Raw genomic sequence first — 13,671 nt, 5'->3', positions numbered from 1 at the left:
GCTCTCTGCGGCGAGCAGCGGCGCTCGACCCGCCCCGTGCGTCGAGGGTGCTCGTACTCGACGACGCGTGGTGCTCCCCGCGTAGGCCGACCCGCCCCGTGCATCGAGGGCGCTCGAGACGCGCATGTGGAAACCGAGTTGAAGAAAGCGAGTTTCTTCCTTGGTGTCGACCCAGGTCGTCGCCCCAGCCCCGCCCTCGTGCCGGAAACCCTGAAATCGCGGACAAAATCCCTCGCCACCTGCGCTGATAGAGGCGCGCGCGGACGTAGACTTATGCCGATCCACAGGGCGGGAACGGGCGAAGGAGCCCCCGCCGAACACGGAGGCGACGGCCCGATGACGAGGAGGTCATACGGATGAGCGACGAAGCTGCGAAGACCGGCAAGGAGAATGTCGGACGCGAATGGCTGATCCCCTACGGACTCCTCTACACCGGCCAGAACCTCGCATGGTCCGGCCCCGTCCAAGTCCTCATCGCCGTCCAAGTCCTCGCGTTCCGCCCGGAGGACAAGGAGACCTCCTTCGCCCTCCTCATGACCATCGGCGGCGTCTGCCAAGTCATCGGATCCCTCCTGGGCGGAGTCCTCTCCGACCGGACGCGATCACGATGGGGAAAGAGACTGCCCTGGATCCTCATCGGCAACGCAGTCGCAGCCGCCTGCCTCGTCGTCCAAGCCTTCGCGCCCTCGTATGCGCTGCTCTTCGCAACCTGGTCCATCTTCCAGATCTTCCTCGCGATCGCCGGATCTTCAACCCTCTCACTGCCCCCGGACGCCGTGCCGAGGCGCCAATTCGGCCTCGTCTCCGGAGTGCAAGGCGCGACCTACACGCTCGGCGTCGTCGGAGGAACCCTCATCGCGGCCCTGGCCGGGGTCGAGCTCGGCTACCTGATCTCCGCCGGCGTCGTCGTCCTCGCCGTCGGAGTCTTCGCGGCCTCCGGGGCGTGGAAGCGCGGCCTCGTCGGCACCGGATCAACCACCGACATGCTCCTCGCCGAGGGCGAGGAATCCCTCGCGAAGGGGTACTCCGACTTCATCTGGGTCTTCATCGCCCGCTTCGCCATCAACCTCGGCAACTACGTCGCCCTCTTCTACCTCCTCTACTTCCTGCGCGACCGCATCAAAGTCGCGGATCCGGAAACGGGGGTCCTCATCCTCACCGGCGTCTACGCCCTCTTCGTCATCGTCTCGACGATCATCGGCGGCATGTGGTCGGACAGGGCCGGGCGCCGCAAGCCCTTCTACCTCGCCGCGGGAGTCGGCATCGCCCTCGCCTGCGTCCTCATGGCCATCGCCACCACCTTCCCCGCGGCGATCGCCGGCGCGATCATGCTCGGACTCGTCTGGGGTCTGTTCACCGCGGTCGACCAGGCCCTCGTCAACTCCGTCCTGCCCGTGCCCGACAAGCGCGCCAGGGACGTGGGCGTCATGACCGTCGCCATCGCGGCCGCGAACATCGCCTCCCCGCTCTTCGCCGCCTTCTGCCTCGGGCACCTCGGAGGCTACCCCGGCCTCTACCTCGCCTCGGGAGCCCTGGTCCTCGTCGGATCGCTCGCGATCCTCCCCGTACGCTCCGTCCGCTGAGCGCGGCGACGAGGGCGGGGCGCAGCCGACGACACCGCCGAGGAGAAGAGCCCGCCTCTCACGACCCCCCGCCGAGCAGCGTCGCGAGGTGGACGCCCCGGCGCCCGGCCAACTGAGCCGCCTGCGTACGGCATGAGAAACCGTCCGCGAGATAGACCGCGTCGGGGTGCTCCTCGAGCGCGGGCAGGAGCGACTGGCCGGCGACAGCCGCCGACACCTCGTAGTGCCCCTTCTCCATGCCGAAATTCCCCGCGAGCCCGCAGCAGCCCGACAATTCGGTGACGCTCGCGCCGAGGCGCGTGAGGAGCGCGCGATCGGCCGCCCAGCCCATCACCGAGTAGTGGTGGCAGTGCGGCTGCGCCACGACCTCCACCCCCGACAGATCCGGCAGCGACAGCTCGTCCTCGGGAACCAGTGCGAGAAGCTCGGCCAGCGTGAACGTCCTGCCCGACACGAGGGCCGAGCGCGGATCATCGGGAAGAAGATCGAGGAGATCATCCCTCAGCACGGCCGTGCACGAGGGCTCCACGCCCACGATCGGGATCCCGTTCGCCGCGAAAGGAGCGAGCGCCCCGAGCAGCTTCCCGAGCCGCTTCTTCGCCCCGGCGAGCTGCCCGGTCGTGATCCACGTGAGCCCGCAGCACACATCCGAAGCCACGATGACCGCGAAGCCATTCGCCTCCAGCAGCTCCACGAGGGCGCGGGCGCCGGTGTCATCGAGCGTCTGCGAGAAGGAATCCGCCCACACGAGCACATAGGGGCGCCCCTGCGGATCCCGGGGTCCGAAGCCGCCCGCAGTCGTCGACGGAGCCGCGCCCTCGGCCGCCGAAGCACCGCCCTCGGCGAGGGGAGGCGCGGGGGCGACGGAGCCGCGGCGCCTCGCCCACCTCTCAAAAGTACCCGACTGCAAAGGAAGCATCGGCCGACGGGCATCGAGGCCGATGAGGGAGAAGACCGCTCGCCTCAGCGCCCCGACGCCGAGCAGCGCGTTAGCGATCCCGGCCGCGCCCGGGATCCTCGCCGACAGGCGCGTCCACCGCGGCAGCATTCCGAGCGCGTAATGCGACAGGGGGCGCAAGCGGCCCCGATACCGGCGGAAGAAGGCCTCCGAACGGTACTTCGCCATGTCGACGCCCGCCGGACAATCCGAGGAGCACGCCTTGCACGCGAGGCACAGGTCGAGCGCCTCGAGGACCTCCGGCGACGCGATCGACGCGACAAGGGCACCGTTCGCCGCCTCCTGCAAGGTGCGCGCACGCCCGCGGGTCACGTCCTTCTCATCCTTCGTCGCCTTCCAACTCGGACACATGAAGGCGCCGGAGACGCCCGCCCGGCACTTGCCCACCCCCGTGCAGCGATGGATCGCATTCGCGAAATCGCCGTGATCCTCGCGGAAGGCGAAGCCGCCCGCAGCGGGCAGACTGCGCGAGGCCGGGCGGCGGAGGAAGTCATCGACGAGATCGACACCGGGCTGCGGGTCGGGGACGAGCTCCCAATCGATCCTCTCACCCGGCAGGATCCACAAATCGGGTCGAATCCCCGCCGCCATCGCACGTCTGAGCGACCCGCGAGAAGTCGCCAACACCGGGGTGATCGGCGAGGCCAGCACCCCCGGATTGAGGAGGTTATCCGGGTCGAAGAGATGCTTGACCTGCCCGAAGAGGTCGAGCATCTCACGCGAGTACATGAAGCGGAGGAGCTCGGTGCGCGCCCGTCCATCCCCGTGCTCGCCCGACACCGAACCCCCGTGAGAGGCGCAGCACGCCGCCGCCCGCTTGAGGAAACGATACGAATGCTCCACGCCCTCGTCCGTGTCGAGCGGCATGTCGAGGCGCACGTGGACGCAGCCGTCGCCGAAATGCCCGTAGAGGAGCCCGTCGATGTCGAACTCCTTCATGAGGGCGGTGAAATCGCGCAGGTAGGCGCCGAGATTCGCAGGCGGCACAGCCGCGTCCTCGAAACCGGGCCACCCCTGCTCATTGCCCTTCCCCGTCGCCGGATCATACGGGGTCCTCCCGCCCAGACCGGCGCCGTCGGCCCGGATCCGCCACAGCCGCGCAGCATCGTCACCGGGCGGATAGATCCCGACCGCCTCCGTGTGCGCCGAGTCAGCGAGCGCCCGAGCCCGCTCGAGAGAATCCTCCGGGGAATCGCCCCCGACCTCGCACATCATCCAGCCCTCGCCCTCGGGCAGCTCGGGAACGGCTCCGGGGCCGTTGTGGCGGCGAACGACGTCGACGAGCCGGGAATCCAGGCCCTCCACGGCGAGGGGCCGGTGCTCGAGGAGGGCGGGGACGTCATCTGCGGCCCGGATCATGTCGGGATAGCCCAGGACCACGAGGACCGGGGAAGCGGGGACCGGCACGAGCCGCACGGTGATCGACAGGACCGTGACGAGCGTGCCCTCGGTGCCGACGAGCATCGCCGCGAGATTCCGATGCCCCTCCGGAGTGAGGTGCTCGAGCGAGTAGCCGGACACCTGGCGGCCGAAAGTGCCGAGCTCGGTGCGGATGATCGCGAGATGCTCGTCGATCAGGGCGGCGAGGCCGGGGACTTCGGGAAGCTCCGGGTCGTGCTCGCGCCGCGCGGTGAAGCGGCGGCCGAGGCCGTCCACGCAGTCGAGCTCGACGATGTTGTCGGCCGTTCTGCCCCACGCGGTCGCATGGGGCCCGCAGGCGTTGTTCCCCACCATTCCGGCGACCGTCGCCCTGTTCTGGCTCGAAGGATCGGGACCGAAGCGCAGGCCGTAGGGGGCGGCCGCCGCCTGGAGGGTCGCCGCGATGCAGCCCGGCTCGACCACGGCCGTGCGCGCTTCAGGGTCGATCGACACGACCCTGTTGAGGTGACGCGCGGATTCGAGGACGATGCCCGGGCCGATCGCATTGCCCGAGCAGGAGGTCCCGCCTCCCCGGTTCGTCACCGGGATGCCGTGCGCGCGCGCGAGTTCGAGGGTCGTGAGGATGTCCTCGGTCGAAGCGGGGAAGACGACGGCGAGCGGCGGGATCCGGTAGAGGCCCGCATCGCTCGAATAGCGTGCGCGCGTGCCCCTCGTCGCGTCGAGCTCGCCTTCGAGGCGCTCGGCGAGGGCGTCGAGGAAGGGGCGGGCCCGCTCGTCGCTGAAAGGATCGGCAGGTGAAGCGGCTTGAAGCGTCGACGTTCCGTTGACGGGGGCGGGATCCACCGGCGCACCGCTGTGCGACGCGCGAAGTCCGATCATTTCCGAGGCGAATTCAACGCTCATGTCCCGATCTTTCCACGTGTCGCGCCGATCGACCCGGGACGTCCAGGGTGCAGGCGCGGGTTTCATGCGCGCAACTGTGGAACAATGGGGCGAGCGTGTGCGGTGAGTGGAAGGACGGCCGGTGGCCCTTTTCGAGTTCGAAGACGGACGGCTCGTCCCCGCGCAGTTCGGACGGCCCGTCCCGTCGGGCATCACCGCTGAGATCATCGACGCGATCTGCTCGCAGGTCCTCGAGATCGTGTCGCGCCCTCTGTTCCCCATCACCTGGAACGACATCGTCCGGACCCAGGACGCCGGGGAGGCGCCCAGGCTCACCGCCCTCGATGCGACGGGGCAGGTCGTCTCCGTCGAGGTCGTCCCGCGTCTCGACTCCGATACGCTCATCACCTCCCTCTCGCGGCTCGCCGACGCCGCGGCCCTGTCGTGGTCCGATCTCGCCCGTGAGTACGAGGGCGGTGTCGACGCCTTCAAAGCGGGGTGGTTGCTCTTCCGCGACTCGATGCCGCCCTCCCCCGGGGCGGGTCCCCGACTCGTCATGGTCGTGGGGGCGATCGATCCGCAGGTCCGGCCCGCGCTCGACGTCCTGTCCACTTCGGGCGTGGAAGTGCATGAGGTGAATCTGCGCCGCATGTCCAACGGCCGGACCTTCCTCGAGGTCGCCCCCGTGGGGCCGCGCCTCTACGGGCACGCGCCCCAGGTCCTCATCGGCCAGGCGGCCGCCGTCCAGGAGATCGAGGCCCGCCAGAAGAAGAAGGAGGTCGGCGCGTTCGCCGCGGAGCCGGCCCCTGGAGCAGCCCCCGGCCCTTCGGATCCGATTCCGTCTCATCCCGGGCCTGAGTCTGCATCCGGGCCTGAACCCGAACCCCAGACCGAGCCCCGGCCCCGGCTCGAGCCCGCTGAACCGGAGGTCCCGTCTGACATCCTCCGCGCCCGCGAACAGGGGATCCCCCTGCTCGCCAACGATGCCGAGGGATTGAAGGTCCTCGCCCAGATCATCGGGGAGGAGGTCCCACTGGTCGCGCATCCGGATTGCCACGCGCCGGACGGCCTGATCCTCGGCCGCGATGGGCTCGTCCGATCGACCGGTTGGGTGTGGGCCTCCCTTCATGACCTCGAACAGGCGGCGCCCGCCCTCGTCCCCGCGTGGGAGCACCTGCGCATCAACGACCTCAGAGGCCCTTCGCTCGCGGAATCCGTTGCCGAGATCAACAGGGAGATCGCGCGCGAATACGCGCACGCCCCCGCAGGCGCATCGAGCCGCAGGCACGCGCGCGACTGACCCCTTCCCGGCGGGTCCTCACCCCCTGCGCCGAGGGCCCGGAAGGAGGGTCTTCGAGAGGATCTTCTGGGGCCCTCGCGCGCCGGCACCGTACCGTGCGGGCGCCGTCCGGCGCCGCATTCAAGACCCCGTCCGGCGCCTAGCTGATGAAAGCGCCGATCCAGCGCCGCATCGTCGAGAACACCTCGGCGCGCACACCGGGATCGGAGAGGAAGAGGTCGTGCTTTCCCGGGAAACGCGCGATCGTCACCTGATCCGAGAGATTCGACGAACGCGCGGCGACGATGTCGACGTCGAGGACGACGTCGGAGCTGAACACCCGGGGCGACCACTCCTCCTCCGTGTAAGAGGCCTTCGACACCATCGAGAGCACCGGGCAATCCAGATGCGCCTCGGACTCGATGATCTCGTGACCGGCCATGATGGCCTCCAGCCACTTCGCGGGCACCGGATAGGAGCCCGGGCGCTTCCACTCGAGGGCGTATTCCCAGCCCTTCACAGCGGGATCGCCCTCGAAGCCCTTCAATTCCGGGGGGAGCGGCAGGCCCGAACCCGCCCACCCGTCCCTGAGCGAGCGCGCGTAATGATCGGGCCCGGAGCCGAGCGGCACCTCCCAATGCGGGTTCCGTTGGGCGATCCTGCCCAGAACCGGCTGCATGGCCGGGCGCAGATTCGCCATGGTCTGCATCTCGAGCCACGCCGAATTGAGGATGAGGCCGGCGGCGGCGCCCGGGTGACGATGCGACCACACGGTCGCGATCAGGCCGCCGGTCGAATGGGCGACGAGGATGAGCGGAAGGTCGCCCTGCTCGGTGCGGATGATGTCCAGGGCCTCGCCGATCTCCTCGTCGTAGACGCTGATGTCGTCAACGTAGCCGATCGACTGCCAGGGGCGCAGTGAGCGCCCGTATTTGCGCAGGTCCAGGGCGTAGAAGGCGGAGCCCGCCTCCGCCATTGAACGCGCGAGTTCGGTCTGGAAGAAGTAGTCGTTGCGGCCGTGCAGATAGAGGGCGGCCGAGGTCGGGAAGGCCTTGGCCTCCGGGCCCGCGAGCGGATCGCGGTGGGGGAGGTAGCGGATGAGGGTGGCGACGGCCTCGCCCTCCTCATCGGGCAGGAGGGGGATCGTCCTCGACTCGTAGGCGCTGCCGAGGATGTCTTCGCGCCATTCGTCTTCGGGCGCGGGACCGGCCGGTCCCCAGGGGGCCAGGACGTCGATCTGCGGGGCCGAGGGGGCCTCGCCCTCGTGGTCGAGGGGTGAGGATGTGGCTGCGGGTTCATTCGGCCGATCGGTCATGACCCGAGTGTAGTGAATCCGCCCCGCCCTCGACTCCCACTGCTTGCTTCGCGTCGGTTTTCGACAGATTCCTGTGAAAACGGGGCGTGAAGCAGGCAGCGGGACGAGGAGCGGCGGAGAGCGGCGGAATCAGCCGACGGTGCGGGGATCAGCCGACGGTGCGGATCGGCCCGCGTTCGGCGAGGACCCAGGCGAGGGGGATCGAGACGATCGGGACGACGAGCGCGATGATGAGGATCGCGGCTTCGAGCGCTCCGCTGGCGGCGGACGTCGACACGGAGGCGAGCACCATCCCGCAGTCGAACAGCCATGCGACGTAGACGCCGATCGCGACGACACCGCCCCTCGCCCGTCCGACGCGGAAGGCATGGCCGATCACCGAGCCGATGGCGCCGACTCCGAGCAGTGCGAGGAAGAGCGCAAGGGCCTCGAGGGGGACGAGGGCCCCGGAACCCGCATCGAATGCGGAGCGCCCGCCGAGGGCGTGAGCGATTCCGAGCCCATCGGATCCGGGGATCGTCGAGCGGCCGACGGCCCAGACCGCTGCGGCGATGAAGGTGTACACGAGGTGGACCGTCCACGAGACCCGGTTCTGGAGTCTCAGGCCCGCACCGGCGAGGGCGGTCGAGGCCGTCGACTCGGCGGCCTCGATGATCCGCGCGATGACCAGGAAGATCGCCCAGGTGAAGGCCCAGTTGAGGGGGATGCCCTGCAGAAGCTCCGTGAAGTCGACGGGCTCATTGACGAAGGCGGCGATGAGTGCACCGGTGGCGAGGTTCGCGCCGGAGACGCCGATGACGAGGGGCCAGGCGAAGCGGGTCTCGGCGAAGGACGCGGCGATGAGGGCGCGTGCGGGCGCGCGGAGCGCGGTGGGGCGGGTCCGTTGGGTGCTCATGTCACTTCTCCTTGGAGATGAGGGAGACGAAGGCGTCCTGGAAGGACAGCGGCTGGATCTCGATGCCGCGGGCGCGCGCGGCATCGACCAGTGCGCGGGAGTGGCCGGTGATGCGGAGCTCGGCGAGGCGCCCGAGGGGCCGTTCCTCGAGGATCTGGACCTCCGCTTCGGCCCTGAGGAGTTCGCGGATCGCCTGCGGGTCGCCGACGAGGGCGAGCACCGCCGATCTGAGCTCCTCGGCGGGCATCGCGTTCAGGATGCGCCCCCGGTCGAGGACGACGACGCGCTCGATGAGGGATTCGAGCTCGGACACGAGGTGGCTCGAGATGAGGATCGTGCGTCCGCCCTCGGACTGGGCCGACACGGCGATGATCTCCTCGGCGAGGGCGAGGCGCGTCGGAACGTCGAGGTTGGCGAAGGGCTCGTCGAGCAGTGTGATCGGGGCTCCTGCGGCGAGTGCGAGGCAGCTGGTGAATACGCTGCGCTGGCCGAGTGAGCGGCGGCCGAGTGAGCCCTTGAGGGACAGGGCAAAACGCTCGGCGAGTCGTGCGAAGGTCGTTTCATCCCAGGTGGGGCGCAGGCGCGCGTAGCGCAGTGCGCTCTTCGCGCTCGTCGATTGGAGGTCTCGGTCGTCGCCGACGTAGAGGCAGTGGGCGACGAGGTCTTCGCGCGTCGCCGCTTCGCCTTCGAGGAGGATCGTGCCGGATTCGGGTGCGAGGCGTCCGCCGATGGTCTTGAAGAGAGTGGTCTTGCCGGAGCCGTTCGGGCCGATGACTCCGGTGATCGAGCCGGTGCGAAGCTCGAGGCTCAGGTCGTTGAGGGCCCTCGAGTGCTGGCCGGGGTAGGCGTGGCTGAGGGAATCAATGCGGATCATCGGTGCTCCTCGGAGTCGTGCGCGCGTGAGGCGGCGAGCGTGCGGATGGCGTTGACGAGTTCCTCGGGGTCGAGGCCGAGGGCGAGCGCCTCTTCGACGAGCGGGGTGAGGCGCGCGTCGATGAAGTCGCTGCGGCGTTGCGCGATGAGTCGCGCGTGGGCGCCGTGGGCGATGAACATGCCGATGCCGCGTCGTTTGACGAGGAGCCCGTCGTCGACGAGGGCGGAGAAGGCCTTCGCCGCGGTCGCGGGGTTGATGCGGTAGGTCGTCGCGTATTGGGTCGTCGACATCACCTGGTCGCCGTCGAGGAGATCGCCGATGAGGATCCTGCGGCGGATGTCCTCGGCGATCTGGATGTAGATCGGGGTCGTGGCGTCAAGGTCCATGCGACACCTCCTCTCTGGTTCATTACATGACTAATGAACCAGAGGGCCTGAGGATTGTCAAGAGGGATTCATCGGGAGCGCCCGTGCGCCGAGCTTGGAAGAAGGCGAATGCGTTGCGGTCATGCCTTCAGCGGGGTCGGAGATGGATGCTTTCGACGGAGAAAGGTGATGACCTCGACGCAGAAAGGTGATGACCTCGGCGGAAGGGGGTCAGCGGGCGAACATCGAGGCGCGCGAGGGGATGCGGTGCCGGAGGAATTCGTCGAGGAGCGCGGTGAGCTGGTCGCCCTCGATGAGGAAGCCGTCGTGCCCGTGATCGGAGTGGATCTCGCGGTAGTAGGCGCCCTTGATCCCGTCGGCCATCTGCCAGACCTGCTCGGGGTAGAAGAGGCGGTCGGAGTCGACGGCGACGACGAGGGTCTGCGCGGTGACGCGCGCGAGCGCCTCCTTCACCCCGCCGCGGTCGCGGCCGATGTCGTGGGAGAGCATGGAGCGCGAGAGCGCGACGTAGGAACCCGCATCGAAACGGCGGACGATCTTCTCGCCGTGGTAGTCGAGGTAGGACTCGACGGCGAGGCGCCCTCCGTGCAGCGGATCCTCCTCGCGCTGGGGGAGGCGCCCGAAACGGGTGTCGAGCTCGGCGGGGGAGCGGTAGGTCGTGTGGGCGATCTGGCGGGCGAGGGCGAGGCCCCGGGTCGGCCCCTCGGGGGCGTCGTGGTAATCGCCCCCGTTCCATGCGGGGTCGAGCTCGATCGCGCGGATCTGCGTGTGGGCCCAGGCGGCCTGTTCGGCCGTCGTCTGGGCACCTGATGCGACGACGATGAGCCGGGCGAGGCGGTCGGGGAAGGAGACCGCCCACTCGATCGCGCGGTGCCCGCCGAGCGAAGCGCCGATCACGAGGCTCCAGACCTCGACGCCGAGGAGCTCGGCGAGCCGGGCCTCCGCCCGCACCTGATCGCGCGTCGACACGACCGGGAAGCGGGACCCCCAGGGCGCGCCGTCGGGGGCCGGGGAGGAGGGGCCGGTCGAGCCCTGGCAGCCGCCGAGGACGTTCACCGCGACGACGTAGTGCGTCTCGGTGTCGATGATCCTGCCCGGGCCGACGATCTGCGGCCACCATCCCGGCGTCGGCTGGCCGGGGCCTGCCTCGCCGAGGACGTGCGCGTCGCCCGTGAGGGCGTGGAGGACGAGGACGGCATTGGACTTCGCGGCGTCGAGTTCGCCCCAGGTCTCGTAGGCGAGGCGCACCCCCGGCAGCACCGCGCCGTTCTCCAGGCGCAGGTCGCCCAGGTCGGCGAAGCGGCGCTCGCCGACGGGATCGCCCTCCTTCCAGGCGCCGCTCACCGGGGCGGGGGAAGTGGAGTCGCTCGCGGACATGGCGGGCCTTTCGCGTCGGCGGGTGCGGGGACGAGGGCGGGGCGACTGTTCGCACCGAGGGGCGGGGGCGGGCGAGCCCGCCCCCGGGGTCTCAATCGGCGTTGACGGACTTCGCCGCGGCGAAGCCGATCTCGAGGTCGGCGAGGATGTCGTCGATGTGCTCGATGCCGATGGAGAGCCGCACCGTCCCGGGCTCGATGCCCGCCGCCTTGAGCTCGGCGGGCGTGAGCTGGGAGTGGGTCGTTGAGGCCGGGTGGATGACGAGCGACTTCGCGTCGCCGATGTTCGCCACCGTCGGGAGGAGCTGGAGCGAATCGGCGAAGGCCTTGCCCGCTGCGGCCCCGCCCTCGATGACGAAGGAGAGGAGGCCGCCGGCGCCGCGGGGCGCGTACTTGAGCTGGAGCTCGTGGTAGGGCGAGGATTCGAGGCTGGCGTAGGAGACGGAGACGACCTGCGGGTGGGCCTCGAGGTGCTTCGCGACGGCGAGGGCGTTGTCCACGTGGCGTTCGACGCGCAGGGAGAGGGTCTGGATGCCCTGCTCGATGAGGAAGGCGTTGAAGGGGGAGGTGACGGCGCCCAGGTCGCGGTTGATGAGGGTCTGGATCCTCAGGAGGAAGGCGAGGTTCGCGCCGAGCGCGCCGTCGACGCCGAGGTCCCTGGCGAAGACGAGGCCGTGGTAGGACTCGTCGGGCGTGTTGAAGAGGGGGAAGCGTTCGGGCTGGGAGGCGAAATCGAAGTTGCCGGAGTCGATGACGGCGCCGGCGATGGCGGCGCCGTGGCCTCCGAGGTACTTCGTCGCCGAGTGGACGACGATGTCGGCTCCCCATTCGATCGGGCGGACGAGGTAGGGGGTGGCGACCGTGTTGTCGATGATGAGCGGGACTCCGACCTCGTGCGCGACGGCGGCGATGGGCTCGATGTCGAAGATGTCGCCCTGAGGGTTGGGGATGGTCTCCCCGTAGAAGGCGATGGTCTTCTCGTCGGCGAGAGCCCTCCACTGTTCGGGATCGCGGGGGTCGGCGACGAAGCGGGCCTCGATGCCGAGGCGGCCGAGCGTCGTCTTGAGGAGGGTGACCGAGCCGCCGTAGAGGGAGGGGGAGGCGATGACGTTGTTGCCGGCGGTGCCGAGCGCGAGGATCGTGAGCGCCGATGCGGATTGGCCCGAGGCGACGAGGAGTCCGCCGACCCCGCCCTCGAGGGCCGCGATGCGGTTGGCGACGGCGTCGGTCGTCGGATTGGTGAGGCGCGTGTAGATCGGTCCGAGCTCGTTGAGGGCGAAACGGGCTGCGGCCTGGTCGGCGTTCTCGAAGGCGTAGGAGGAGGTCGCGTAGATCGGCAGGGCGGTCGCGCCGGTTGCGGGATCGCGATCCCAGGCGGCGTGGATCTGCTTGGTCTCGAACTTCCAGTCGGTGGCGTTGGTCGAGGTCATGGGGTGCTCCAGTCTGATCGTGAGTGGAGCGGGGAGCGCGCGCCAAAACGGCGGCCCGGTGTCGAGCCCGGTCTCCCCGCGAGGATGCGGCGTGGCCGCGGGGCTGGGGTTCTCGACTGCGCGTCGGCGCGGGTCGCGTGCGCTGGGTCAGCGGCCGACGTGCAGTCGGCTCGGCATTCGCTTGCTCATGGGGGAGAGCCTAGGGGGGAGAGGTGCGATGGGGGAGGCGGGCCGCGATGCGGACGCTTGTGACATCCGTTGCTCGGCCCGTGTCCGCTTCCGGTCAGCGGCTCCGGTGAGGCTTCTCGGGGCCGAGGGCGGTCCTCGTGAATGATCGGGGGTGGGCGGCATCATGTGGTGGATGTGGTGGATGTTGCATATGTGACGACTGATGATCACAGTGAAACCTGTTGCATGTTGCTATTCGAGTGACTAGTCTCGCCGGAAGGCGCACCGTTTTCGCGGTGCGCGCCCCTTGGCCCCGACGACAGGTGGAGCAGTGCCCATTCCGATCACGCGGACGAAGTCCCGGCGAATCGCCCTCGCCGCCATCCTCGCGACTGCGGCCCTCGTCGCCCCCAATCTCGCATTCGCCGCGACCTCGGAAGCCGATATCGCCCGGGCGAAAGCCGAAGAAGAAGCGGCGAAGATGTCGGTCGCCCAGATCGAGGTGCGACTGGCCTCCGTCGCCTCCGATGCGGAAGCCGCGCGCCGGGCCGCTCAGATCGCGGCCGAGGAGCTCAACGTCGCGAGCGTCGCGCTCGACGAGGCGAAGGCGACCGCGGCATCGGCCCAGAAGGACGCTGACAAAGCCCTCGCCGACTTCAACGAGGGCAAGAAGGAGATCGCCTCCGTCGCCCAGACGGCCTACCGCGAGGGGGCTGCGACTCTCGACACCCTCGCCCCCTACCTCAACGCCGACGGCCTGAGGACCGTCGAGACGAAGCAGACCTCGATCGCGACCTTCTCCCACTCCGCCGACGCGAAGATGCAGCGCGTCGCCGCACTCGAACAGGTCGCCTCCGTCATGCAGAAGGCGGCCGACGAGGCGGTCGCCGCTCAGGAGAGTGCCACGCAGAAGGTGGCTGAACGCGCACAAGCCGCCGAGAACGCCGCCCGCGATGCACTCACCCTGGAGGAGACGACTGCTGCGGAGAAGGAGGCGTACATCGCCGAACTTGCCAAGAAGCAGAACACGACCGTCGAACTCATCCAGGCCCGTGCGGCCGAATTGGAAGCGCAGCGCCAGGCCGCGGCTGAAGCCGCCGCCCGCGCAGCCGCGGAGCGCGCGGCGCAGCAGGCGGCCGCTAGGT

Annotated in this window: 9 protein-coding genes and 1 pseudogene; 3 read left to right on the top strand and 7 right to left on the bottom strand. The window is 69.5% G+C overall.

The features are described from left to right. Positions 1-356 precede the first annotated feature (356 nt). Positions 357-1,583 carry an MFS transporter gene (locus ACQY7V_RS07285; protein ID WP_320836053.1) on the top strand — a complete coding sequence of 409 codons (1,227 nt, stop codon included), beginning with the start codon at positions 357-359 and terminating at the stop codon, positions 1,581-1,583. Between the two features lie 58 nt (positions 1,584-1,641). Here the strand turns inward: ACQY7V_RS07285 and ACQY7V_RS07280 are convergent, their stop codons facing one another. Continuing rightward, positions 1,642-4,824 (bottom strand): FAD-binding and (Fe-S)-binding domain-containing protein, encoded by a 3,183-nt coding sequence (locus tag ACQY7V_RS07280; protein WP_428639575.1) that lies wholly within the window; start codon positions 4,822-4,824, stop codon positions 1,642-1,644. Between the two features lie 121 nt (positions 4,825-4,945). Here ACQY7V_RS07280 and ACQY7V_RS07275 point away from each other — a divergent pair, with 121 nt between their 5' ends. Further along, complete coding sequence (locus ACQY7V_RS07275) at positions 4,946-6,103, top strand: hypothetical protein (RefSeq protein WP_428639572.1); 1,158 nt, start codon at positions 4,946-4,948, stop codon at positions 6,101-6,103. Between the two features lie 139 nt (positions 6,104-6,242). Here ACQY7V_RS07275 and ACQY7V_RS07270 read toward each other — a convergent pair whose 3' ends face one another. The 6 genes from ACQY7V_RS07270 to ACQY7V_RS07245 all read right to left on the bottom strand — a co-directional run bounded on the left by ACQY7V_RS07270 (position 6,243) and on the right by ACQY7V_RS07245 (position 12,358). Next, positions 6,243-7,397: an alpha/beta fold hydrolase gene (locus ACQY7V_RS07270; RefSeq protein WP_277299413.1), complete on the bottom strand. Its 1,155-nt coding sequence runs from the start codon at positions 7,395-7,397 to the stop codon at positions 6,243-6,245. Between the two features lie 148 nt (positions 7,398-7,545). After that, positions 7,546-8,292, bottom strand: a complete 747-nt coding sequence (locus ACQY7V_RS07265; RefSeq protein WP_428639570.1) for a hypothetical protein — start codon at positions 8,290-8,292, stop codon at positions 7,546-7,548. A gap of 1 nt (position 8,293) precedes the next feature. Further along, positions 8,294-9,166 (bottom strand): ATP-binding cassette domain-containing protein, encoded by an 873-nt coding sequence (locus tag ACQY7V_RS07260; RefSeq protein WP_428639568.1) that lies wholly within the window; start codon positions 9,164-9,166, stop codon positions 8,294-8,296. Beyond that, positions 9,163-9,552: a GntR family transcriptional regulator gene (locus ACQY7V_RS07255; RefSeq protein ID WP_428639567.1), complete on the bottom strand. Its 390-nt coding sequence runs from the start codon at positions 9,550-9,552 to the stop codon at positions 9,163-9,165. Before ACQY7V_RS07255 ends, ACQY7V_RS07260 begins: the two co-directional genes overlap by 4 nt. Positions 9,553-9,762: 210 nt before the next feature. Continuing rightward, positions 9,763-10,929, bottom strand: coding sequence for a homoserine O-acetyltransferase MetX (gene metX, locus ACQY7V_RS07250; protein ID WP_303843193.1), 1,167 nt, complete (start codon positions 10,927-10,929; stop codon positions 9,763-9,765). Positions 10,930-11,020: 91 nt separating this feature from the next. Next, positions 11,021-12,358 carry an O-acetylhomoserine aminocarboxypropyltransferase/cysteine synthase family protein gene (locus ACQY7V_RS07245; protein WP_428639565.1) on the bottom strand — a complete coding sequence of 446 codons (1,338 nt, stop codon included), beginning with the start codon at positions 12,356-12,358 and terminating at the stop codon, positions 11,021-11,023. Between the two features lie 499 nt (positions 12,359-12,857). On the opposite strand from ACQY7V_RS07245, the pseudogene ACQY7V_RS07240 reads away from it, so the two are divergent. Continuing rightward, a pseudogene (locus ACQY7V_RS07240) lies at positions 12,858-13,671 on the top strand (hypothetical protein); the annotation flags it as partial.

It is taken from the genome of Schaalia sp. (assembly GCF_050312375.1).
Taxonomy (GTDB): domain Bacteria; phylum Actinomycetota; class Actinomycetes; order Actinomycetales; family Actinomycetaceae; genus Pauljensenia; species Pauljensenia hyovaginalis.
This window is presented reverse-complemented; position numbering and strand designations above follow the sequence as displayed.

Coding starts and splice junctions, on each gene's coding strand:
- ACQY7V_RS07285 (WP_320836053.1), top strand. CDS start 357: ATGAGCGACGAAGCTGCGAAGACCGGCAAGGAGAATGTCGGACGCGAA.
- ACQY7V_RS07280 (WP_428639575.1), bottom strand. CDS start 4,824: ATGAGCGTTGAATTCGCCTCGGAAATGATCGGACTTCGCGCGTCGCAC.
- ACQY7V_RS07270 (WP_277299413.1), bottom strand. CDS start 7,397: ATGACCGATCGGCCGAATGAACCCGCAGCCACATCCTCACCCCTCGAC.
- ACQY7V_RS07265 (WP_428639570.1), bottom strand. CDS start 8,292: ATGAGCACCCAACGGACCCGCCCCACCGCGCTCCGCGCGCCCGCACGC.
- ACQY7V_RS07260 (WP_428639568.1), bottom strand. CDS start 9,166: ATGATCCGCATTGATTCCCTCAGCCACGCCTACCCCGGCCAGCACTCG.
- ACQY7V_RS07255 (WP_428639567.1), bottom strand. CDS start 9,552: ATGGACCTTGACGCCACGACCCCGATCTACATCCAGATCGCCGAGGAC.
- metX (WP_303843193.1), bottom strand. CDS start 10,929: ATGTCCGCGAGCGACTCCACTTCCCCCGCCCCGGTGAGCGGCGCCTGG.
- ACQY7V_RS07245 (WP_428639565.1), bottom strand. CDS start 12,358: ATGACCTCGACCAACGCCACCGACTGGAAGTTCGAGACCAAGCAGATC.